General features: G+C 67.3%; 19 protein-coding genes. 10 read left to right on the plus strand and 9 right to left on the minus strand.

Annotation, left to right across the window (positions count from 1 at the left end; translation table 11 throughout):
- Positions 1 to 807 (plus strand): AAA family ATPase (locus RTO53_RS13055; RefSeq protein ID WP_312238187.1); only part of this gene is annotated, 807 nt, incomplete at its 5' end.
- A gap of 69 nt (positions 808 to 876) precedes the next feature.
- Here RTO53_RS13055 and RTO53_RS13060 read toward each other — a convergent pair.
- The 5 genes from RTO53_RS13060 to trxB all read right to left on the minus strand — a co-directional run bounded on the left by RTO53_RS13060 (position 877) and on the right by trxB (position 4,817).
- Positions 877 to 1,242 carry a hypothetical protein gene (locus tag RTO53_RS13060; RefSeq protein WP_312238188.1) on the minus strand — a complete coding sequence of 122 codons (366 nt, stop codon included), beginning with the start codon at positions 1,240 to 1,242 and terminating at the stop codon, positions 877 to 879.
- A 214-nt stretch (positions 1,243 to 1,456) separates the two neighbouring features.
- Positions 1,457 to 1,675: a translation initiation factor IF-1 gene (gene infA / locus RTO53_RS13065; RefSeq protein WP_005409596.1), complete on the minus strand. Its 219-nt coding sequence runs from the start codon at positions 1,673 to 1,675 to the stop codon at positions 1,457 to 1,459.
- 175 nt (positions 1,676 to 1,850) lie between these two features.
- On the minus strand, positions 1,851 to 2,594 hold the full coding sequence (gene aat / locus RTO53_RS13070; protein WP_312238189.1) for a leucyl/phenylalanyl-tRNA--protein transferase: 744 nt from the start codon (positions 2,592 to 2,594) through the stop codon (positions 1,851 to 1,853).
- Entirely contained in the window at positions 2,591 to 3,724 is a 1,134-nt protein-coding gene (locus RTO53_RS13075; protein WP_312238190.1) for a GNAT family N-acetyltransferase, read from the minus strand. Before RTO53_RS13075 ends, aat begins: the two co-directional genes overlap by 4 nt.
- Before the next feature lie 121 nt (positions 3,725 to 3,845).
- Positions 3,846 to 4,817 (minus strand): thioredoxin-disulfide reductase, encoded by a 972-nt coding sequence (gene trxB, locus RTO53_RS13080; protein WP_256776711.1) that lies wholly within the window; start codon positions 4,815 to 4,817, stop codon positions 3,846 to 3,848.
- Positions 4,818 to 5,073: 256 nt separating this feature from the next.
- Between trxB and RTO53_RS13085 the strand changes: the two genes are divergently transcribed.
- The 6 genes from RTO53_RS13085 (at position 5,074) to RTO53_RS13110 (ending at position 12,892) form a co-directional block, all read left to right on the plus strand.
- Positions 5,074 to 7,440 carry a DNA translocase FtsK 4TM domain-containing protein gene (locus tag RTO53_RS13085; protein WP_312238191.1) on the plus strand — a complete coding sequence of 789 codons (2,367 nt, stop codon included), beginning with the start codon at positions 5,074 to 5,076 and terminating at the stop codon, positions 7,438 to 7,440.
- A gap of 122 nt (positions 7,441 to 7,562) precedes the next feature.
- Positions 7,563 to 9,539 (plus strand): DUF3857 domain-containing protein, encoded by a 1,977-nt coding sequence (locus RTO53_RS13090; RefSeq protein ID WP_312238192.1) that lies wholly within the window; start codon positions 7,563 to 7,565, stop codon positions 9,537 to 9,539.
- Between the two features lie 120 nt (positions 9,540 to 9,659).
- Positions 9,660 to 10,298, plus strand: a complete 639-nt coding sequence (lolA, locus tag RTO53_RS13095) for an outer membrane lipoprotein chaperone LolA (RefSeq protein WP_312238193.1) — start codon at positions 9,660 to 9,662, stop codon at positions 10,296 to 10,298.
- 387 nt (positions 10,299 to 10,685) lie between these two features.
- Positions 10,686 to 12,053, plus strand: coding sequence for a replication-associated recombination protein A (locus RTO53_RS13100; RefSeq protein ID WP_312238194.1), 1,368 nt, complete (start codon positions 10,686 to 10,688; stop codon positions 12,051 to 12,053).
- The gene (gene crcB / locus RTO53_RS13105) at positions 12,053 to 12,454 is read left to right on the plus strand and encodes a fluoride efflux transporter CrcB (protein ID WP_312238195.1); all 402 of its coding nucleotides are present in this window, start codon (positions 12,053 to 12,055) and stop codon (positions 12,452 to 12,454) included. Before RTO53_RS13100 ends, crcB begins: the two co-directional genes overlap by 1 nt.
- 165 nt (positions 12,455 to 12,619) lie before the next feature.
- Positions 12,620 to 12,892 (plus strand): hypothetical protein, encoded by a 273-nt coding sequence (locus RTO53_RS13110; protein ID WP_256776717.1) that lies wholly within the window; start codon positions 12,620 to 12,622, stop codon positions 12,890 to 12,892.
- Here RTO53_RS13110 and RTO53_RS13115 read toward each other — a convergent pair.
- The 4 genes from RTO53_RS13115 to RTO53_RS13130 all read right to left on the minus strand — a co-directional run bounded on the left by RTO53_RS13115 (position 12,885) and on the right by RTO53_RS13130 (position 17,943).
- On the minus strand, positions 12,885 to 15,206 hold the full coding sequence (locus RTO53_RS13115) for an ATP-binding protein (RefSeq protein WP_312238196.1): 2,322 nt from the start codon (positions 15,204 to 15,206) through the stop codon (positions 12,885 to 12,887). The two genes, RTO53_RS13110 and RTO53_RS13115, sit on opposite strands and share 8 nt — an antisense overlap.
- Entirely contained in the window at positions 15,206 to 15,832 is a 627-nt protein-coding gene (locus tag RTO53_RS13120; protein WP_312238197.1) for a response regulator transcription factor, read from the minus strand. The genes RTO53_RS13115 and RTO53_RS13120 overlap by 1 nt, the downstream gene beginning before the upstream one ends.
- A gap of 174 nt (positions 15,833 to 16,006) precedes the next feature.
- Entirely contained in the window at positions 16,007 to 16,888 is an 882-nt protein-coding gene (locus RTO53_RS13125; RefSeq protein WP_312238198.1) for a LysR substrate-binding domain-containing protein, read from the minus strand.
- Positions 16,889 to 16,962: 74 nt separating this feature from the next.
- The gene (locus RTO53_RS13130; RefSeq protein WP_312238199.1) at positions 16,963 to 17,943 is read right to left on the minus strand and encodes a transcriptional regulator; all 981 of its coding nucleotides are present in this window, start codon (positions 17,941 to 17,943) and stop codon (positions 16,963 to 16,965) included.
- Positions 17,944 to 18,062: 119 nt separating this feature from the next.
- Between RTO53_RS13130 and RTO53_RS13135 the strand changes: the two genes are divergently transcribed.
- The 3 genes from RTO53_RS13135 to RTO53_RS13145 all read left to right on the plus strand — a co-directional run bounded on the left by RTO53_RS13135 (position 18,063) and on the right by RTO53_RS13145 (position 20,762).
- Positions 18,063 to 18,668 carry a glutathione S-transferase family protein gene (locus tag RTO53_RS13135; RefSeq protein ID WP_312238200.1) on the plus strand — a complete coding sequence of 202 codons (606 nt, stop codon included), beginning with the start codon at positions 18,063 to 18,065 and terminating at the stop codon, positions 18,666 to 18,668.
- A 140-nt stretch (positions 18,669 to 18,808) separates the two neighbouring features.
- Positions 18,809 to 20,254 (plus strand): amidohydrolase family protein, encoded by a 1,446-nt coding sequence (locus tag RTO53_RS13140; RefSeq protein WP_312238201.1) that lies wholly within the window; start codon positions 18,809 to 18,811, stop codon positions 20,252 to 20,254.
- A 133-nt stretch (positions 20,255 to 20,387) separates the two neighbouring features.
- Positions 20,388 to 20,762, plus strand: coding sequence for a DUF805 domain-containing protein (locus tag RTO53_RS13145; protein ID WP_312238202.1), 375 nt, complete (start codon positions 20,388 to 20,390; stop codon positions 20,760 to 20,762).
- The last annotated feature ends 149 nt before the right edge of the window (positions 20,763 to 20,911 follow it).

The raw sequence follows: 20,911 nt of genomic DNA on the forward strand, positions 1-20,911 counted from the left end.
AACTTCCTGTTCGCCGGCCCCACCGGCGTGGGCAAGACCGAGGTGACCAAGCAGCTTGCGCTGCAGTTGGGCATCGAGCTGGTCCGCTTCGACATGAGCGAGTACATGGAGCCGCATTCGATCAGTCGCCTGATCGGTGCGCCCCCGGGCTATGTCGGCTTCGACCAGGGCGGCCTGCTCACCGAAAAAATCGTCAAGACCCCGCACTGCGTGCTGCTGCTGGACGAGGTGGAAAAAGCCCACCCGGACATCTTCAACATCCTGCTGCAGGTCATGGACCGTGGCGTGCTCACCGATACCAACGGGCGCGAAGCCAACTTCAAGAACGTGGTGCTGGTGATGACCACCAACGCCGGCGCGGCCCAGGCCTCGCGACGTTCGATCGGCTTCACCCGCCAGGACCATGCCACCGACGCGATGGAGATCCTGCGCAAGAGCTTCACGCCGGAATTCCGCAACCGCCTCGACGCGGTCGTGCAGTTCCAGCCGCTGGGCTTCGAGCACATCCTGCGCGTGGTGGACAAGTTCCTGATCGAGCTGGAGATGCTGCTGCAGGAAAAGCACGTCAGCCTGTCGGCCACCCCGACCGCGCGCGACTGGCTGGCCCGCCACGGCTTCGACCCGCTGATGGGTGCGCGCCCGATGGCGCGCGTGATCCAGGACAAGGTCAAGCGCCCGCTGGCCGACGAGTTGCTGTTCGGCAAGCTGGTCAATGGCGGCCGGGTCAGCATCGACGTCCGCGACGACGAGCTGTTCGTGGAAACGCAGGCCGAGCCGGAACGGCGCCTGCCTGCCACGGTGGAATGATCACCGGGTAATGTGACGCTGCATTGAGAAAGCCCCGAAAGGGGCTTTTTCATTGCCCGGCCTCACCGCTCAGCGGCGCGCCCGTGCGCGCGTGGCGAATTCCTTGGCGCTGATCGACTCCACGGCGCTGACCGCGCACGTCTGCGACTTGGTGCGCAGACTGCTGACACCGCCGCTGCACAGCTCGCCGGCACGGTCGTGCGTGACGAATTCCAGCGTCGGCGACAGCGCGGCGCTGGTGCAGCTGCTGGTGAACCGCACGAGGTAGTGCTGGTCGCCATTGCGCAGCAGTACATCGCTGTTGGCATTGGCGCGCACGATCTGCTGGTCGGCGCCCAGGGTGATGCATGCGGCGGCGGGGGCGGGCTCGGCGGCATGGGCCGCAACGGCGGTGCAGGCGGCAACGAGCAGGCTCAGCAGGGACAGGGTTTTCATGGCGGGGGCCGACGGTGGCGATCCGGAGTGGATCGGTGGCCAGAGTGACGCCGGCGGCGGCAGCGCGAATCTGCAGCAAGGCAGCCTGACCGATGTCAGGGTGCACAGGGTCAGGGTGTCGCCTGGCAGGGGTGGGCGCGTTTTCGCGACCACGCAAAAAGGCCAGCTCCTGGCTGGCCTTCTGCGTCTTCCGAAGGGAAGTCGCCCGAACCGCTTACTTCATGCGGTAGGTGATGCGACCCTTGGTCAGATCGTAGGGCGTCATTTCGACCTTGACACGGTCGCCCGTCAGGATGCGGATGTAGTTCTTGCGCATGCGGCCGGAGATGTGGGCGATGATTTCATGCCCATTTTCCAGTCGAACGCGGAAAGTGGTGTTCGGCAGCGTCTCGCTGACGGTGCCTTCGAACTCGATGGAGTCGTCTTTCGACATGTAGTCCTGTGCAGTTCTGTAAACGGCCGAGCTGGCCTTAAGAGCGGGCATTTTACGCGCCTTCGCCCGTTCATGCAAAGTTTGCGTTAATCGCCCGGGTTTATTGGGCATTCACCCGTTCGGCGCGCGGCAGGCATCAGCAGCCCGGTAGTGCCGGCCGCTGGCCGGCTCCTCATCAGCCCAAACCCGCAAGCAAGGCCGCATCCATGTCCCCAAACCGCTCGGTCCACGGCCCCGTCGGCGCCTCCAGCCGCACCTGTTCGCGCACTAGGGCCAGAAACCGCGTACGTGGCCAATGCTCGGCGCCCATGCTCAGCAGGTGATCGTTCTCCACCTGCGCGTCGATCAATGGCCACCCCCACTGCGCCAGGCGATGCGCCAATGCCGCCAGTGCCACCTTGGAGCCGCCACTGGCCGCGCTGAACATGCTTTCGCCGAAGAACATCCGGCCGATCGCCACGCCGTAGATGCCGCCCACCAACCGGTCTGCATCGAAGACCTCCACCGAATGCGCGTGGCCCCTCCGATGCAGCGCGACGTAAGCCTGCTGCATTGCATCGGTGATCCAGGTGCCGTCCTGGCCCGGTCGTGGACTGGCGGCGCAGGCGGCGATCACCTCGGCGAAGGAGGTATCCGCGCGCACCGTCCACGAACTGGCCCGCAGACTGCGGCGGAAGCGCGAGGACAGGCGCACTCCATCGGTGCGGAACACCATGCGCGGGTCCGGCGACCACCACAGCAGTGGCTGGCCTTCGGAGAACCAGGGAAAGATGCCGCTGGCGTACGCATTGAGCAGGCGCAGCGGGGACAGGTCGCCGCCCACCGCGAGCAGTCCGTCCGGATCACGCAGCGCGGTTTCGGCCGGCGGAAAGGGGGCGTCCGGGCGGGCACCCAGGCCCCACGGCAACCGCGCGCTCATTCTGCCGGGTCCGCGGATTTGAAGGGGCTGTGCTCGGCCAGTGCCAGCGCATAGCGCGCCACGTCCTCGCGCTCACCCGCGCACCATCCAGCCAGCGCGCCGGCGAAGGCCGGCTCGGCCACCCAATGGCGGCTGCGCACGATCTGCGGCAGGAACCCGCGCGCCAGCTTGTGCTCGCCCTGTGCACCGGGTTCGAAGTGGGCCAGGCCCTCGCGCAGGCAGTACTCGATCCCCTGGTAGTAGCAGGTCTCGAAATGCAGGCCGGGCAGGGTGGCGCCGCCCCAATAGCGGCCGTACAGCGTATCGGCGCCGCGCAGGCACAGCGCGCCAGCCACCGGGGCGCCATCACGTTCGGCCAGGAAGATCACCAGCTGGCGCGGCATCGAGGCGGCCAGATGGCGCAGGAACGGCAGGGTCAATGCAGGCGAGTTGCCGTAGTCGGCGAAGGTCTGCAGATAGAAGCCATGCATGGCGAGCAGGTCATCTTCGCCGGCCTCGTCCCCATGCACGATCCGATAGGTGACGCCGCTGCGTGCCAGCTTGTTGCGTTCCTGGCGGATGTTCTTGCGGCGCTTGTGGTCCATGGCGCCCAGGAAAGCGTCGAAGTCGCGCCAGTCCCCCGGGTTGTGCCACTGGAACTGGATGTCCTCACGGAGCATCCAGCCCGGTCCGAATGCCGCATCCTCCTCGGCACGGTGGAAATTGACGTGCGCCGACGACCAGCCGATGCGCTCGACCTCGGCACGCAGCGCCTCGGCAAGTGCTGCGTGATCGACGTCGTCACGGGCCAGCAGGCGCGGCCCGGTCACCGGCGAGTACGGCACCGCACCCAGCCACTTGGGGAAGTAGTCCAGCCCGTGTCGCGCGTAGGCATTGGCCCAGGCGTGGTCGAACACGAACTCGCCGTGCGAGTTGTCCTTCAGGTAGCCGGGCATCGCCGCGACCAGGGTGTCGCCATCCCACAGGGTGAAGTGGCGCGGTCGCCAGCCCCATTCCGGGCGCAGGCAGCCGTGCGCTTCCAGCCCGGCCAGGAAGGCGTGGCTGACGAACGGGTTGCTGCCATCGTGCAGGGCGTCCCAGTCGGCGGCGGGGATGTCGGAAAGGCGATGGAGAAAGCGTGGATCGGGCATGGGGAGAGGATAGGGCAGGGCGGTTGGCAGCGGGTGCTTGCGTGAGCCGAGGGGCGGCATGAAAAAGGCCGGCGCAACGCGCCGGCCTCCCATGTAACTCGCGGCGGGGCGTGGCCCTGCCTCAGCCCAGCTCGCCCTTGGCATCCAGGTAACGCTCCGCATCCAGCGCGGCCATGCAGCCAAAGCCGGCCGACGTGATCGCCTGGCGGTAGTGCTGGTCGGCCACGTCGCCGGCGGCGAACACGCCCTCCACCGAGGTCTGGGTAGCGTTGCCGCCCAGGCCCGAGCGGATGTCCAGGTAACCGTTGTTCATGGTCAGCTGGCCGTCGAACAGGCTGGTATTGGGATGGTGGCCGATCGCCACGAAGAAGCCATGCGCCTCGATGTCGCGGGTGCTGCCATCCAGGGTGGACTTGACCCGCACGCCGGTGACGCCGGCATCATTGCCCAGCACTTCGTCGACCTGGTGGTGCCACACGGTCTCGATCTTGCCGGCGGCCACCTTCGCGAACAGCTTGTCCTGCATGATCTTTTCCGCCTTGAGGGTGTCGCGGCGGTGGACCAGGTAGACCTTGCGGGCGATGTTGGACAGGTACAGCGCCTCTTCCACGGCGGTGTTGCCGCCGCCGACCACGACCACGTCCTGGTCGCGGTAGAAGAAGCCGTCACAGGTGGCGCAGGCGGACACGCCGCGACCCTTGAAGGCCTCTTCCGATTCGATGCCCAGGTACTTGGCGGTGGCGCCGGTGGCGATGATCAGCGCATCGCAGGTGTATTCGGCGCTGTCGCCGATCAGCTTGAACGGGCGCTGGGCCAGGTCGGCGGTGTGGATATGGTCGAAGATCACCTCGGTCTCGAAGCGCTCGGCATGGGCCTGCATGCGCGTCATCAGGTCCGGGCCCATCAGGCCATGCGCGTCGCCGGGCCAGTTGTCCACTTCGGTGGTGGTCATCAGCTGGCCACCCTGCTGCAGCCCGGTGATCACCACCGGCTTGAGGTTGGCGCGCGCGGCATAGACGGCGGCGGTCCAGCCGGCCGGGCCGGAGCCGAGGATGACGAGCTTCTGGTGGCGGGAGGGCAGGGAATGGCTCATGTAGACTCGCGTGAATGGTGATGGGGCGGGACGCTGGCGAAGATTGCGTGGCGTCCAAGACAAGCCATAGAGTGGCGGCAGGGGCAGGGCGATTCAAGGCGACCGGTGGAACGGGGCAGTCTGCCGTAGCCATCAGCGGTCGCGGCGTCAGCGATTTGACGGCGGCAACTGAATTGTCCCGTCACCGGCGCTGAAAAGCGCGGCCCAGTCGTTTATTATCAAGCACTAACAGTGCATTCCCAAGGTGTGGTCTAAGGTGGCGAAGCAGCTCCCGGAACGATCCAAGTCTCCCGACAGCAAACCGTCGCGCAAGGCTGCGGCGGCGCCTGCGCCTGCCGACAATCCGGGCCGTCAGCGTCTATGGCGCGACCTCGGCCTGATCGCCATCGCCCCGGCGCTACTGTATCTGGTCGCCAGCCTGTTCACCTATTCGGCCACCGATCCCGGCTGGTCGCATACCGGCAGCGTGGTCGCACCGATCCACAACATGGGTGGCCGGGTAGGGGCGTGGATCGCCGACGTGCTGCTGCAGCTGTTCGGCTATATCGCCTTCGTGCTGCCGATCGTGCTCGGCGCGCTGGCCTGGATCGCCATGTTCGGGCTCAAGCGCGAAAGCAAGGGCGAGCATGACCTGGACCCGGCGCTGCGGCTGGTCGGTCTGGTCGGCTTCCTGATCGCCGGTACCGGCTTCCTGCACGTGCGCCTGTTCACCGGCGATGTCGCCCATGCCGGCGGCATCCTCGGTCGGCTGGTCGGCAATTCGCTCAGTGCCGGCTTCGGCGCGCTGGGCGCCAACCTGTTCGTGCTGGTGCTGCTGCTGGCCTCGATCACCCTGGCCACTGGTATCTCCTGGTTCGTGGTGATGGAAAAGATCGGTCGCTGGGTGCTGGCGCTGCCGCCGCTGTTCAACAAGAAGAAGGAACAGGCCACCGAGTGGCAGCAGACCCGCGCGCTGCGCGAGGAGCGCCAGGAAGTGCGCAAGGTCGATGCCGAGGTCCGCGCCAAGCGCGAGCCGGTCAAGATCGAGCCGCGCCCGGAGCCGGTGCTGGAAAAAAGCGACCGGGCCAAGCGCGAAACCCAGATCCCGATGTTCCGTGGGGTCAACGGCGATGGCTCGGACCTGCCGCCGCTGGCGCTGCTGGACGATCCCAAGCCGCAGCCCAAGGGCTACGACGAAGACACGCTGGAAACCCTGTCGCGGCAGATCGAGTTCAAGCTCAAGGACTTCCGTATCGAGGCGCAGGTGGTCGGTGCCTATCCGGGCCCGGTGATCACCCGCTTCGAGATCGAGCCGGCGCCGGGCATCAAGGTCAGCCAGATCAGCTCGCTGGACAAGGACATCGCGCGGGGCCTGTCGGTCAAGTCGGTGCGCGTGGTCGACGTGATTCCGGGCAAGTCCGTGGTGGGCCTGGAAATTCCCAATGTCACCCGCGAAATGATCTACCTGTCCGAACTGCTGCGCTCCAAGGAGTACGACAAGTCGACCAGTCCGCTGACCCTTGCCCTGGGCAAGGACATCGCCGGGCGCCCGACGGTGGCCGACCTGGCGCGCATGCCGCACCTGCTGGTGGCCGGCACGACCGGCTCGGGCAAGTCGGTGGCGGTCAACGCCATGGTGCTCAGCCTGCTCTACAAGGCCTCGCCGAAAGACCTGCGGATGCTGATGATCGACCCGAAGATGCTCGAGCTGAGCGTCTACCAGGGCATTCCGCACCTGTTGGCACCGGTGGTGACCGACATGAAGGAAGCCGCCAACGGCCTGCGCTGGTGCGTGGCCGAAATGGAGCGGCGCTACAAGCTGATGAGCGCGGTGGGCGTGCGCAACCTGGCCGGCTTCAACAAGAAGGTCAAGGACGCCGAGGACGCCGGGCAGCCGATGATGGACCCGCTGTTCAAGCCGAATCCGGAACTGGGCGAGGCCCCGCGTCCGCTGGAGACGCTGCCGTTCATCGTGATCTTCATCGACGAATTCGCCGACATGATGATGATCGTCGGCAAGAAGGTCGAAGAACTCATCGCACGCCTGGCGCAGAAGGCGCGCGCGGCCGGCATCCACCTGATCCTGGCCACCCAGCGCCCGTCGGTAGATGTGATCACCGGCCTGATCAAGGCCAACATCCCCACCCGCATCGGCTTCCAGGTCAGCTCCAAGATCGACTCGCGCACCATCCTGGACCAGTCCGGTGCGGAGACCCTGCTGGGTCACGGCGACATGCTGTACCTACCGCCGGGCACCGCGCTGCCGGACCGTGTGCACGGCGCGTTCGTGTCCGATGAGGAGGTGCACCGCGTGGTCGAGCACCTCAAGGCCAGCGGCCCGGCCGATTACATCAGCGGCGTGCTCGACGAAGTGCAGATGATGGGCGATGGCGTGGTGGTCGGCGCGGGCGGCCTGCCCGAGGCCAGCAGTGGCGGTGGCGACGAGTCCGATCCGTTGTATGACGAGGCCCTGCGCATCGTCACCGAGACCCGTCGTGCTTCTATCTCCGGCGTGCAGCGTCGGCTCAAGATCGGCTACAACCGCGCGGCGCGCCTGATCGAAGCGATGGAAATGGCCGGCGTGGTCAGTCCGCCCGAACACAACGGCGACCGCAGCGTGCTGGCGCCGCCGCCGCCGAAGTAACGGCGCAAGACCGTGGAAGGGCGATGCGATGAATGCATCGCCCCATCACTGCCATCCCCTGCGCGCGCTTGCGTCGCACATCCTGACCGCTCCCGCCCGCACCGCCCGCACAAGGACCCGCAATGAAGCCGATGCTGTGGTTGATGTTGGGTGGGTTGGCGGTCGCGCCGGCCCTGGCATGGGCGGATGCGCAGCCGTCGCCGTCAGCACCCGTACCGGTGCCCGCCCCGATCGCACCCATCGCCCCCGCTGGACAGGGCGCGCCGACCGAGGCGCAGGCCAGCAACAACTTCAGCTTCGTGCGTTACCGTGCCGACTACGTGGTGCGGCCGGATGCCGGCAATACCCAGACCGAAGAATACGAAATCCTGCTCAAGACCAAATCGGCGGTCGAGCAGTTCAGCCAGGTGCGGCTGGGTTACAGCGAAAAGATGGAAACCCTCGAGGTGCTGGCCGCCTACACGCTGACTGCCGATGGGCAGCGCCGCGATGTGCCGGCCGACCGCATCTACACCCAGGAAAGTTACTCCAGCGCGGCCGCGGCGATGTATGCCGACCGCAAGGTGCGGGTGGTGGTCTTTCCCAATCTGGCGCCGGGCACGCGGCTGGTCTACAAGACCCGGCGTACCCAGAACACGCCGTACTTCCCCGGCTACTTCGGGCTGTGGGAGACCTTCAGCGTGTTCACCCAGTACGACGATGCGAGGGTGACCTTGTCGGCGCCGGCAACGCTGCCGATGTTCGTGCAGCAGCGCGACGTGCAGGGCGGCGACCGGCCGAAGATCCGTGACGGCCAGGCCACGTGGGAGTGGCGCTACCAGCGCCGCGAGCCGATGCAGGCGCAGAACTGGTCGGCGGCGGCGTGGGAGTTCAGCCCCACCATCATGGCCAGTACCTTCCGCGACTGGGCGCAGGTGGCCAGTGCCTACCAGCTCAAGGGCGGCGAGGCGGCCAGGGTGACCCCGGGCATCCAGGCGCTGGCCGACCAGCTGACGGTCGGCATCACCGATCGCCGCGAACAGGCGGCAGCCCTGTACCGCTGGGTCTCGCAGAACATCCGCTACGTGGCGGTGTACCTGGGCAATGGTGGGCTGGAGCCGAATCCGGCGCAGAGCATCCTCGACAACCACTACGGCGACTGCAAGGACCACGTGGTGATCCTGGAGGCGCTGCTGGCCGCACGTGGCATCCAGAGCAGTCCGGTGCTGATCGGGGCCGGCGGCGGCCCGACCCTGCCGGCGGTTCCGCTGCTGGGCCGTTTCAACCATGCCATCACCTATATCCCCGAATTCGATCTGTACCTGGACTCGACCAGTGCCTATGCGCGGTTTGGCCAGTTGCCCGAGGGTGACCTGGGCGCGCCGGTGCTGCTGACGCGGCCGGCGAAAGTGGCACGCACCCCGGAGAACGATGCCAGCCGCAATGGCAACGGCCTGGAGGTCGGTTTCCGCTTTGACGCCAAGGGTAATCTGGCCGGCCAGACCGTGCTGCAGCCGAGCGAAATCAGTGAAATCGGCATGCGTGGATCGTTCGCGCGGCTCAACGCCCAGAACCGGGCGCGGGTGGAGGAGTCGATCGTGGCCTCGTCCGGGTTCGACGGCACCGGCGCGCTGACCCTGCTGGGCGATCCGCAGGACCTGACCCGGCCGTTCAACTACCGCTACGACTTCCATGCCAGCGACTACGTCGATTTCGGCGTGGTCGGTGGCATGCCGTTGCCGGATGCGCCGGGTGGAGAGTCGTTCCGTGACATCTACACCACCACCTCGGCAGCGGACAATACGACCCCGTTCTACTGCACCGACAACCTGCGCGAAGAAACCTACCGGCTGCAGTTCCCGGCGGGCGTGCCGATCGTGGCGATCCCGCGCAGCCAGCAGTTCCGCAACGCGGCCGGCGAATACGCGTTGGACTGGAGTCGCGAAGGTCAGACCATCGTGGCTCGCCATCGGCTGCACCAGCGGGCCGTGCGCGGCGCGCAGGCGCTGTGCCAGCCGCAGGACTATCCCGCCTTCCGCGAGTTGTACCAGCAGGTGCGGCGCGGTTTTCGCGGGCAGGTGGTGTACGGCGACCTGGGCTCGGTCCAGGCAGGCCCGTAGCCGGCCATCACAAGGATGCGCGCGCGTGGCGGCGCGGCGCATACTACTGCCCTGATCGCCCATTCAGGTTTGAATGGGCACACTCCCGTCCATCCTTTCCATTTGTCCCGGATACCGCCCATGCACACTTCTCTCCGCCGCTATCTGGTTGCCGCCACGCTGGTCGTGGCCAGTGTCGGGTCGGCCTCGGCCTGGGCCGGCGCCCGCGATGAGCTCAACCGTTTCACCCAGGGCCTGAAGGGTCTGGACGGGCAGTTCAGCCAGCAGGTGTTCGACAGCAAGGGCAAGGTCAAGGAAACCACCAGCGGCCGCGTGGCGCTGTCGGCGCCGCGCCTGTTCCGCTGGGAATACATCAAGCCGCACGAGCAGCTGATCGTGGCCGACGGCAAGAAGGTCTGGGTGTACGAAAAGGACCTCGAGCAGGCCACCGTGCGCGGGCAGGGTGCCGAGGAGCAGAACAGCCCGCTGACCGCGCTGATCAATCCGGCGTTGCTGGACAAGCAGTACGACGTCAGTGAGGAGGCGGCCGCCCGCGATGGCCTGCAGTGGCTGTCGCTGAGCCCCAAGCGCGAGACCGACACCGCCTTCCAGTACGCTGCGCTCGGCTTCAACGCGCAGGGCCTGGCCCGGATGGAAGTGGTGGACGCGGTGGGTCAGCGCACGGTGATCAACTTCACCGGCTGGAAGCGCAACCCGTCCTTCGCCGCCGGCACCTTCAGCTTCGCTCCGCCCAAGGGCACCGACGTCATCGGCGAGTAGAGCCAGGCCACGCCTGGCTGAAGCCTCCCCGATACCCCACCTCCGACCTCCACGCGTAGAGCCAGGCCATGCCTGGCTGAAGCCTTCCCGATACCCTCTCCGCCGCACGCGTAGAGCCAGGCCATGCCTGGCTGGGTCCTCCCAACATCCTGCCCGCCGCACGGAGAGCAGCCAGGCATGGCCTGGCTCTACCGGGATGCAAAATGCGCCCGCCGCACGGAGGGCAGCCAGGCATGGCCTGGCTCTACCGGGGTGCGACATGCGCCCGCCGCACGGAGAGCAGCCAGGCATGGCCTGGCTCTACCGGGATGCGAAATGCGTCCGCCGCTCGGAGAGCAGCCATCCGGTGCCGATCCGACGTGGGTTCACGCACGCCCGCGATAGAATATGCGCGTGGCCAGAAACCGAACGACATTCAACGGGCCCGATCTGCTGACCGTGGATCGGGACAACATGCGTCCGCTCGCCGAGCGGATGCGCCCGCAGACGCTGGACGAAATGGTCGGGCAGAAACGACTGCTCGCGCCGGGCAGCGCGCTGCGCCGCGCGGTCGAGTCCGGGCATGTGCACTCGATGATCCTGTGGGGGCCGCCAGGCTGCGGCAAAACCACGCTGGCGCTGCTGCTGGCGCATTATGCCGATGCCGAGTTCCGGGCGATCTCGGCGGTGCTGTCCGGCCTGCCGGAGGTTCGCCAGGTGCTGGCCGAGGCGGCCCAGCGTTTCGCCGACGGGCGCCGCACGGTGCTGTTCGTCGATGAGGTGCACCGGTTCAACAAGGCGCAGCAGGATGCGTTCCTGCCGCATATCGAGCGCGGCACCATCGTCTTTGTCGGTGCCACCACCGAGAATCCTTCGTTCGAATTGAACTCGGCGCTGTTGTCGCGTTGCCGGGTGCACGTGCTCGAATCGGTGTCGCCGGCCGACATCGTCGAGGCCCTGGAGCGCGCGCTGCACGACAGCGAGCGTGGCCTGGGCGGTGAAGACCTGCAGGTGGCGCCGGAGTCGCTGCTGGAAATCGCCACCGCCGCCGACGGTGACGTGCGCCGCGCGTTGACCCTGCTGGAGATCGCCGCCGAGCTGGCTGGTGGCGACGGCGGCCGCATCAGCCCGGAGATGCTGCTGCAGGTGCTGGCCGACCGCACCCGGCGTTTCGACAAGGGCGGCGAGCAGTTCTACGACCAGATCTCGGCCCTGCACAAATCGGTGCGCAGTTCCAATCCCGATGCCGCGCTGTACTGGTTGACGCGCATGCTCGATGGCGGCTGCGACCCGTCCTACCTGGCACGACGGCTGACCCGCATGGCGATCGAGGACATCGGCCTGGCCGATCCTCGCGCGCAGTCGATGGCATTGGAGGCCTGGGATATCTATGAGCGCCTCGGCAGCCCGGAGGGTGAGCTGGCCTTCGCGCAGCTGGTGCTGTATCTGGCCAGCACCGCCAAGTCGAATGCCGGCTACGCCGCCTTCAACAAGGCCAGGCAGGAGGTGCGCGAGACCGGCACCCAGGAGGTGCCGCTGCACCTGCGCAACGCGCCGACCAGGTTGATGAAGGAGCTGGGCTACGGCAAGACGTACCAGTACGACCACGATGCCGACGGCGGCATTGCCCTGGACCAGACCGGGTTCCCCGATGCGATGGGTGAGCGGGTCTACTACGAGCCGGTGCCGCGCGGACTGGAAATCAAGCTGAAGGAAAAACTTGACCGGCTGCGTGCCGCGCGCGAACAGGCGCGCGTCGGGAAGGGCGCGTCCTGATGGATGGGGTGACGGTGTGGTGGCAGCAGTTGGGCCTGGTCATGGCCGGTGGCGCGCTGGGTGCGGCACTGCGCTTCATGGTCGGCGATGCGATGCTGCGCCAGTTCGGCAACGGCTTTCCGTGGGGCACGCTGACGGTCAACCTGGTCGGCGCGTTCGCCGCCGGTTACGTGATGATCTGGCTGCAAAGCCGTGGCAATGCCGCGCTCTATTGGCGGGCGTTCCTGATCGTGGGGATCATCGGCGGGCTGACCACGTTCTCGTCGATGATGCTCGAGTCGCTGCTGTTCACCCGCACCGATCGCGGCCTGATGCTGCCGCTGTACCTCGGCGTCAGCCTGGTGGGCGGCATGCTGTTGGTGTGGGCGGGTGCGCGCGCGGCGGAGGCGTGGCGCTGGTAGCAGCGCGCGTCACTCCACCGGCGCTGTCGGTTGCCCTTCAGGTCCGGTGCCATCGCGGCCAGAGCGCGCTCTCATCGGTGGTAAACGCAGAAATCCGCTGAAAACGCTGGATTAAAGTGATGTCTCACGATATCGTGCGCGCCCCCGCACGCATTCCCGTCCGTCATGCGCGATGAACAAGACCCCGGCACCCTGGAACTGACGCTGCCGCGCAAACGCGGCCGTCCGCCCACGTTCGGCTACGCGATGACCGATGCGCAGCGCGCTGCCCGCTACCGCGCACGCCGTGCCGGGCAGGCCGGTCATGCCGACGTGCGTTCCTGCAGCGACATGGTGTTGCTGGACAAGATCCGTGCGGCGATCAGCAGCAAGGATCCGGAGCTGACCGGCTTTCTGGTCCACGTGCTGTGGCAGCGGTATCCGCTCCAGCTCAAGTAGGGCATTCCTCGCCCAGCATCGCCACCGCCTGGCGCAGGTGCTGCAGTAGTCGGTCCACCTCCGCCCAGTCGGGACGTTCGGCAAGGGCCAGCTCGTGCAGGTCGCTGGCGGTGCCGGCCAGCGACTCGCGTCCGAGCATGCGCAATACCCCTGCCGCGCGGTGTGCGTGGTGGCGCAGCCGGCGCGCGTCGGCGTCCGTGCACGCCAGCGTCACCGCCAGCAGTTCTTCCTGCAGCGCGAGCAGGAACGGGGCCCAGAGCGGATCGTTGTCATTCACGCGCGGCGGACCGGGGCGCGTCTCCTCGGTGCTGACGCCCAGCACCGACAGCAGCTGCGCCTGGTCCAGGGGTTTGCACAGCACCGCGTCCATGCCGCTGGCACGGCAGCGCTGTACGTGGGCCTGCGAGCTGGACGCGGAGAAGGCCACCAGCAATGCGGGCGCCCGCGCATGCGCACGTTCCATCTCGCGCAGGGCACCGGCCAGCTGGTAGCCGCTCATGTCGGCCAGGTCGCAGTCGATCAGCACGACGGTGCTTGCATGGGCGGCCTGCAGGCGCAACGCGTTGCCGCCGTCGGCGCAGGCCCTGACCGAGGCGCCGAGGGTGACCAGCTGGCGTGCGACGAAGACCCGGTTGACCGGATGATCCTCGACCAGCAGCAGACTGAAGCCGGCCAGCGGCAGCGACGAGGCCTGCGCGGCAGGCGCAGGGACCGACACCGGCAGGGTGACCTCGAAGCGACTGCCCAGGTCGGGCTCGCTGTGCAGCTGGATGCGGCCACGCAGGGCCTCCACCAGGTCGCGGCAGATCGACAGGCCCAGTCCGGCACCGCCCATGCTGCGCGAGTGTGCGTCGTGGGCCTGCGCGAACGGCTTGAAGACACTGGACTGTCGCGCGGCCGGAATGCCGATGCCGGTGTCGCTGACCACCAGTTGAAGGTGGTCGCTGTCGGCGTCGTGCAGGAGGGTCAGCTGCACCTCCACGCCCCCCTGTGCGGTGAACTTCAGTGCATTGCCCAGCAGGTTGCTGAGGATCTGGCGTACCGCCACCGCGTCCGTGCACAGCTGCGGGAGGGGATCGGGGGCCACGTGCAGGTGCAGCCGCAAGCCCTTTGCTTCGGCCGCGGGCCGGATCGCGGTGATGCAGTCCTGTGCCAGCTGCTGGATGTCGTGCCATTCCATGCAGGGCTCGAACTGGCCGGCCGCCATGCGTGAATAATCCAGTGCGTGGCCGAGCAGCTGGCGCAGCCCGACTCCTGCCGCGCGTGCGGCATCCACCAGCTGGCGCTGGCCCTTGTCCAGTGTGGACTGGTCAAGCAGGTCCACCGAGGCCACCAGCGCCTGCGCCGCATTGCGCACTTCGTGGCTCATCACGCCGATGAAACGCGCCTGGCGCCGCTCGCTGCGCTGGGCGGACTGGCGGGTGCGGATCAGCCAGAAGCCGATCGCCAGCAGCACCGACAGGGCCATCCCGGCCGACAGCATTTCCCAGCGGAAATGCTGGAACAGGGCAGACAGCGAGGGCACATCGAAGTAGTGATGCTGGGCGAGCCGCTGCAACACCTCCGCATGCTGCTGCGGTGTGATCGCCTTCATCGCCGCGTCGATCTCCTTCAGCATGCCCCGGTCCGCGGCGCGGGCAACCAGATGGACGTTGCCGGGCATGCCGGCCGGTGCGCTGTGCAGCACGAGGCTGTCGGCGTGGTCGCGGCGGACCAGGGGACGCACCAGCACGTCCAGCCCCAGGGCAGCGTCGGTCACCCCGGTCTCGACCGCCCACAGCGCGCCGGACAGGTCGGCGGCGGTGATCACCTGCAGGTGCGGATAATGCAGTTGCAGCCACGCGGGATAGCGGCTGCCCTGGACCACGGCCACGCTGTGCGGCGAGCCGCTCTCCAGGTCGAACACGCTGGCGTCGGCATGGCGGGTGGCCATCAGCGTCTGCCCCCGGTAGTACGGCGGCGAGGTTGTCAGCGCGCAGGGCGGCGCGTCATCGAGGTCGCCGAGCAGCAGGGTGAGGTCGGCCTCCCGCGTGCAGAGGGCGTCGAGCGCGGCCGTGCTGGATGGCACGGCGTATTCCTTGAAATGCAGGCCCGTGCTTGCCGTTACCAGGTCCGAGTAGCCATGGGCCAGGCTGGCAAACCGGGTCGGCTGGGAAGACTGCGCCAACGCGCGGTGCTGTCCGGGATCCAGTGCGATCCGCACGCTGCGCGGCGATGGCGATGGCGATGGCGGCGGTGACGTCGCCGCCGTCGCGGCATTGGCGGCGGCGACCACCAGAAAGGCGGCGGCCAACCAGACACGCGCGAGCGACATCATACGACCGCCAGTTCATGGCGCAACGTGTAGAGGTCGCCGTCGGTGCGCAGTCCCAGCTTGCGGAATGCGGCCTGTTTCTGCGTGCTGACGGTCTTGATGCTGCGATGGCGTCGCAGCGCGATCTCGCTCACGGTCATGCCGGTCAGGCACAGTCGCAGCACTTCACGCTCGCTGCGTGAAAGCGCCGCTTCCTCAAGCTCTTCGCCACAGCCGCGCGGCAGGCGGCACAGGCCGCTGGCAACCTGGGTCACCGCCATCGCCAGGGCATCCAGGCGCTCGTTCTTGGTGACCACGCCGGCCGCGCCGGCGGCGATGATCGTGGACACCATCACCCGGCTGGAGTGCGCGGTGAACAGCAGCAGGCGCACCCACGGGAACCGCTCGCGCAGCAGCTGCAGCACGTGAAGGCCGGGCAGATCGTCTTCGCCCAGCGTGTAATCGATGACGGCCACATCCACGCGCGTTGTCGCCAGCGTTGCGAACAAACCGCTGCTGTGCGCATGGCTGCCGACCACCTCGAAGGAAGGGTCGGCAGAGAGATGGACGAAGCTGCCATGCCGGACAACATCGTGGTCGTCGAGCAGGGCGATCTTCAGGGTGCAGGGGGAGGCCTGTCCGCTCATGGGATCTGTTTGCTGTTGGACAATGGAAGGCATGCGATAGAGAGTGTTGACGAATTCTCCCCGTTCGGAAGCGTATCGATGCTGCTTGAGCACGAATTTAAGACGATTCCTAGATGCAGTACGCGAGCGCCGTCACTATCCGCGTGCGTCCTTCACACGTAGCCCGCCCGGAAATCAGCGTCGCTCGCGTTCGATCAGCCTGGCCAGGCGTCCGCCGAGTTCGTGCACCAGCGGGTCCGCGCCGGGGCGGTGCAGGAGGGCGATTTCCATGCTTTCCATCGGCGGCAGTCCGTGCCGACGATTCAACGCGCGGTGTTCGCGCGTCATCGCCCGCGCCGGCAGCAGGCTGATGCCCATGCCATCGGCGACCGCGCCCTGGATGCCGCCGAGACTCGAACTGGTGAAGCTGATCCGCCAGCGACGGCCCATGGCCTCGACGGCGGCGATGAGGTCATCGCGGTACAGTCCGCGTGGTGGGAAGGTCACCAGCGGGACCGGGTCCAGTGCGATGCAGGGGCTGCGTGCACTGTCCACCCAGCGCATCGGCTCGGGCCAGCAGGCCGTGGCCTGGCGGCTGTTGCGCCGCTGCTTGATCAGGACCAGGTCCAGTTCGCCATGGTCATAGCTGGTGGCCAGGTCGCGGCTGAGCCCGCTGGTGACTTCCAGCTTCACCTGCGGATGCCTGCGGTTGAAGCTGCCCAGCAGGTGCGTGGTGCGGGCGTTGACGAAGTCCTCGGGCACGCCAAGGCGCAGGGTGATCGCCACCGTGGCGCCAGCCAGTGCCCCGAGCATCTGTTCGTTCAGGGCCAGCATCTGCCGGGCATGCCCCAGCAGCGTCTGTCCGGCGTCGGTGGGATGCACCTCGCGATTGCCGCGCACCAGCAATGGATGTCCGGCCATGTCCTCGAGGCGACGGATCTTCTGGCTGATCGTGGATTGGGTGGAGTGCAGGCGCGCGGCGGCAGTGGTGAAACTGCCGCAGTCGGCAACGGTCACGATGGCACGCAGCAGGTCCAGATCGAACAGGCTGCGATTCGGTTTTGCACTGGTGCTCACGGTGCCATCCATCTGCTGCATGGGGCTGGAGTTCTACCATGGCGCCATGGGGGCGGCAAACGGCGTGGGAGCGCTCAGTGCCCGGCCGATGCCTGCGCACGCGCGAGGCTGCGGGCGACGCGTTGCCCGGCCTCGTGCAGCTTCTGCTGCAGGGCCGGTGGCCCGAGAACCTCGAACTCCAGGTCCAGCGCCATCAGCCAGTACACGATCGCGCCCAGCGGGCTGGCCCCGCAGGTCAGCAGGCAGCGCTCCGCATCCACCGGCTCGAGGCTGCCTGCCGAGGCCGGAATCTGCCGCTGCATGCTGGCCAGCGGGGCGTGCAGGATCACGCGTGCCTGTTCGCTGTATTGACCCAGCGACAGGGATTGCGCCACCCAGGTGCGGAGGTCGCCGTTGCCCGGGGCAGGGCGCGGACTGAAGTGCGCGCCCACGGTCGGTGCGGCCACGATGCGGTCGATGCGGAATGTCCGCCAATCCGCGCGGGCCGTGCACCACGCCACCAGGTACCAGCGTCGATCCGTGTGGACCACGCCCTGGGGTTCGACCCGACGCCGGGTGCGCTGGTCGTTGCGGTCGGCGTAGTCGAAGTGCACCTGCAGCTGGTCGCGGCAGGCGCCGGCCAGCGCCGCCAGCACGCCGGCATCGACCACCGGGCCGGACTGGTCCAATGGCAGGATGGTCGAGCGCAGCGCGTCCAATCGCCTGCGCAGCCGCGGCGGCATCACCTGTTCCAGCTTCACCAGTGCGGTGATCGCGGTCTGCTCGATGCCGCTGATGGTGCCGGTCACGGCGGTGCGCAATGCAATGGCGGCGGCCAGCGCTTCCTCGTCGTCGAGCAGCAGCGGCGGCAGGGCGCGGCCGGCGCGGAAGGCGTAGCCGCCGGCCACGCCACTGCTGGCCTGGACCGGGTAGCCGAGCTGGCGCAGTCGATCGATGTCGCGGCGCAGGGTGCGCGGATGTACCTGCATGCGTTCGGCCAACGCGGCACCGGCCCAATGCGGTCGCGATTGCAGCAGGGACAGCAGGCTGAGCAGGCGGGCGGACGCGGTGAGCATGGCGGCAGTGTGGTGGCTGATCGGGGACAGGTTCTGTCCGCAATGGTGTCTAGCCTGTGGGCAGGGTGCAAGGCCGGCACGGCTGCACATTTCCCATGACCACCCACAAGGAGTTCCGCATGTCTCTCGTCTTCTATTGGCACCCGATGTCCAGCGCTACGCCGGTCGCCTGCGCGCTGGCCGAACTGGCGGTGCCGCACGAGCGGGTCGAAATCGATATCCGCAACGGCGAACAGCGCACGCCGGCGTACCTGGCCATCAACCCCAACGGCAAGGTGCCGTGCCTGGTGGTCGATGGCACGCCGTTGTTCGAGGGTCTGGCGATCCTGCAATGGCTGGGCGCGCAGTATGGCGTGGCGCAGGGACTGTGGCCGAAGGAGGGTACGCCGGAGCGGCTGCAGGCGCTGTCGTGGACCACCTGGGCCTATGTCACCTACGCGGCGCTGCTGTCGCGCCTGTGGCTGGCGACCCGCGAGCAGGCACTGCAGAACCACGACCATGCCGCCGCCGCCCTGGCCGGGGTCAATGATCTGCTGGACATCCTCGATGCGCGGTTGAGCGGACGAACCTGGATGCTGGGCGAGGACTACTCGCTAGTCGATCTGGTGGTCGGTTCGGTGGTGGGCTACGGCGTGTACTTCGGTGCCGACGTGGAAGCGCATCCGCAGGTCAAGGCGTGGTTGACCGCGCTGCAGGCGCGCCCGGCAATGCAGGGCGCCGTGTAGGTCGCCGCATGCTCCGGTCCCGTCGCAGCGGTGCGGCGGGACAGGTATTCAGGACCTGCATGTGCGGCATGTCGAAATTTAACTGGTGCATGCCGGCGATGCAGTCTTATGGTGGCGCGTCCCCTTGACTCAAGCCGCCCATGAAGACCTTGCTGCGCCCCGTGGTTCCCGCTCTGCTGATGCTGGCTGCACCGGCGTTCGCCGCCGAGCAGGCCGATCTGATCATCCGCCATGTCACGGTGGTGGATGTCGAACACGCGAGCACCGTGGCCAATCAGAGCGTGGTGGTGCGCGGCGCCGATATTGTCGCGGTGGGCGAAGACAAGACCATTGCCGCGCAGTGGCGCGCGCCGCAACGCATCGAGGCAAAGGGTCGCTATCTGATGCCCGGCCTGTGGGACATGCACGTGCATTTTGGCGGCGGTCCCGAACTCATTGAAGAGAACAAGGCGCTGCTGCCGCTGTACATCGCGCACGGCATCACCGGCATTCGCGACGCCTCCGGCGATCTGCCCGAACAGGTGCTGCAATGGCGTGGACAGATCCGCGACGGCAGCCTGGCCGGACCGCAGCTGTTCACTTCTGGCGCCAAGATCGAAGGCATCAAGCCGGTCTGGAAGGGTACCCTCGAAGTGGGCAGCCAGGCCGACCTGGATGCGGCCTTCGTGCGGTTGAAGAAGGACCAGGTGGACTTCGTCAAGATCACCGACAGCACGCTGACGCCCGAACTGTTCCTGGCCGCGGTGCGTGGCGCGCGTGCCAATGGCCTGCGTGCGTCCGGGCATATCCCGATGGCCTTGACCGTGCAGCAGGCGGTGGACGCCGGCATCAGTTCGATCGAGCACCTGGACTACGCCTACAAGGCCGGGGTCAAGGATGAGGCTGCGATCGCCGCGGACTTCGCGGCCGGGCGCATCGACCGGGCGGAAGCCAATCGCCGCCTCGACGCAGGTTTCGATCGCGCTACCGCCATGGCCGCGTATCGCGGGTTCGCCGCAAAGGGCGTGTATGTAACCCCCACGCTCAACGGTGGCCGCATCCTGGAATTCCTGGACCAGGACGACCATGCCAAGGATCCTTACCTGGCCTATATCGGTCCGAAGCTGCAGGCGACCTACACCTGGCGCGTGGAGCGCGCGGCGAAAGCCACGCCGGCGCAGATCGAGGCGCGGCACCAGGAATACCATCAGGTTGCAGCGGTGCTGCCGATGCTGCAGCAGGCCGGCGTCACCCTCATGGCCGGCACCGATGCAGGCTTCCTCAACTCGTTCAACTACCCGGGCATCGGTCTGCACGACGAGCTGAGCCTGTTCGTCAAGGAGGGGCTGACGCCGGCGCAGGCGCTGTCGGCGGCCACGCGCGCGGGACCGGCATGGTTCGGCATGCTGGATCGCTATGGTGGCGTGGCGGTTGGCAAGGCAGCCGATCTTGTGCTGCTCACGCACAACCCGCTGGAGGACATCAACGCTACCCGCGGCATCGACACCGTGGTGCTGCGCGGGCACGTGTACGACCGCAAGGCGCTGGACGCGTTGCTCACCCAGACCCGGGCGCGGGTGGCGGGGTGGAAGGCCGCGGCGGAGTAACCGCGTCAATACCGGATTCGGCCATCCAAAAGAACCTGAACAACTGCTATCCTGCGCGCCGCCCTGCTACATGGCGCGCGTCCGCGCCCATGGAGAGGCAGGTCCTTTCCACCTTCAGGATGAAGTGAATCCGATGAAATCGATGTTTGTTCCGCTCACGCGTTATGCCCAGTTCGATGGCCGCGCCGGTCGCAAGGAATACTGGATGTTCCAGCTGTTCCTGTTCCTGGTGATGGTGGTTGGCTACGCCGGCGTTGGTATTGGCGCTTCGATGGACAGCGGCCTGGTGTCGGGCGTGTTCGGTGCGTTGCTGGGTCTGTTCTGGCTGGCGGTGCTGGTGCCGGCGCTCGCCGTGGCGATCCGTCGCATGCACGACATCGACAAGTCCGGTTGGGTGCTGCTGTTCGGCCTGATTCCGTTCGTGGGCGGCATCATCCTGTTCGTGTTCAACGTGCTGCCGGGTACCCCGGGCGAAAACCGCTTCGGTCCGGTGCCGCCGACGGTCTGATCGACCGCCGGTACCGCAGTTGAAAACGCCCCGCACTGCGGGGCGTTTTTTTTGGGTTCTTCTCCCGTCGGAGGCAGCGTCTTGCTGCAAGGGCCGTCGCGGCGTGAGCGCGACGCTACCGGTGGCGACGAGCAGTGCCGACTGCATGC

Source organism: Stenotrophomonas sp. (assembly GCF_031995405.1).
Lineage (GTDB): Bacteria > Pseudomonadota > Gammaproteobacteria > Xanthomonadales > Xanthomonadaceae > Stenotrophomonas.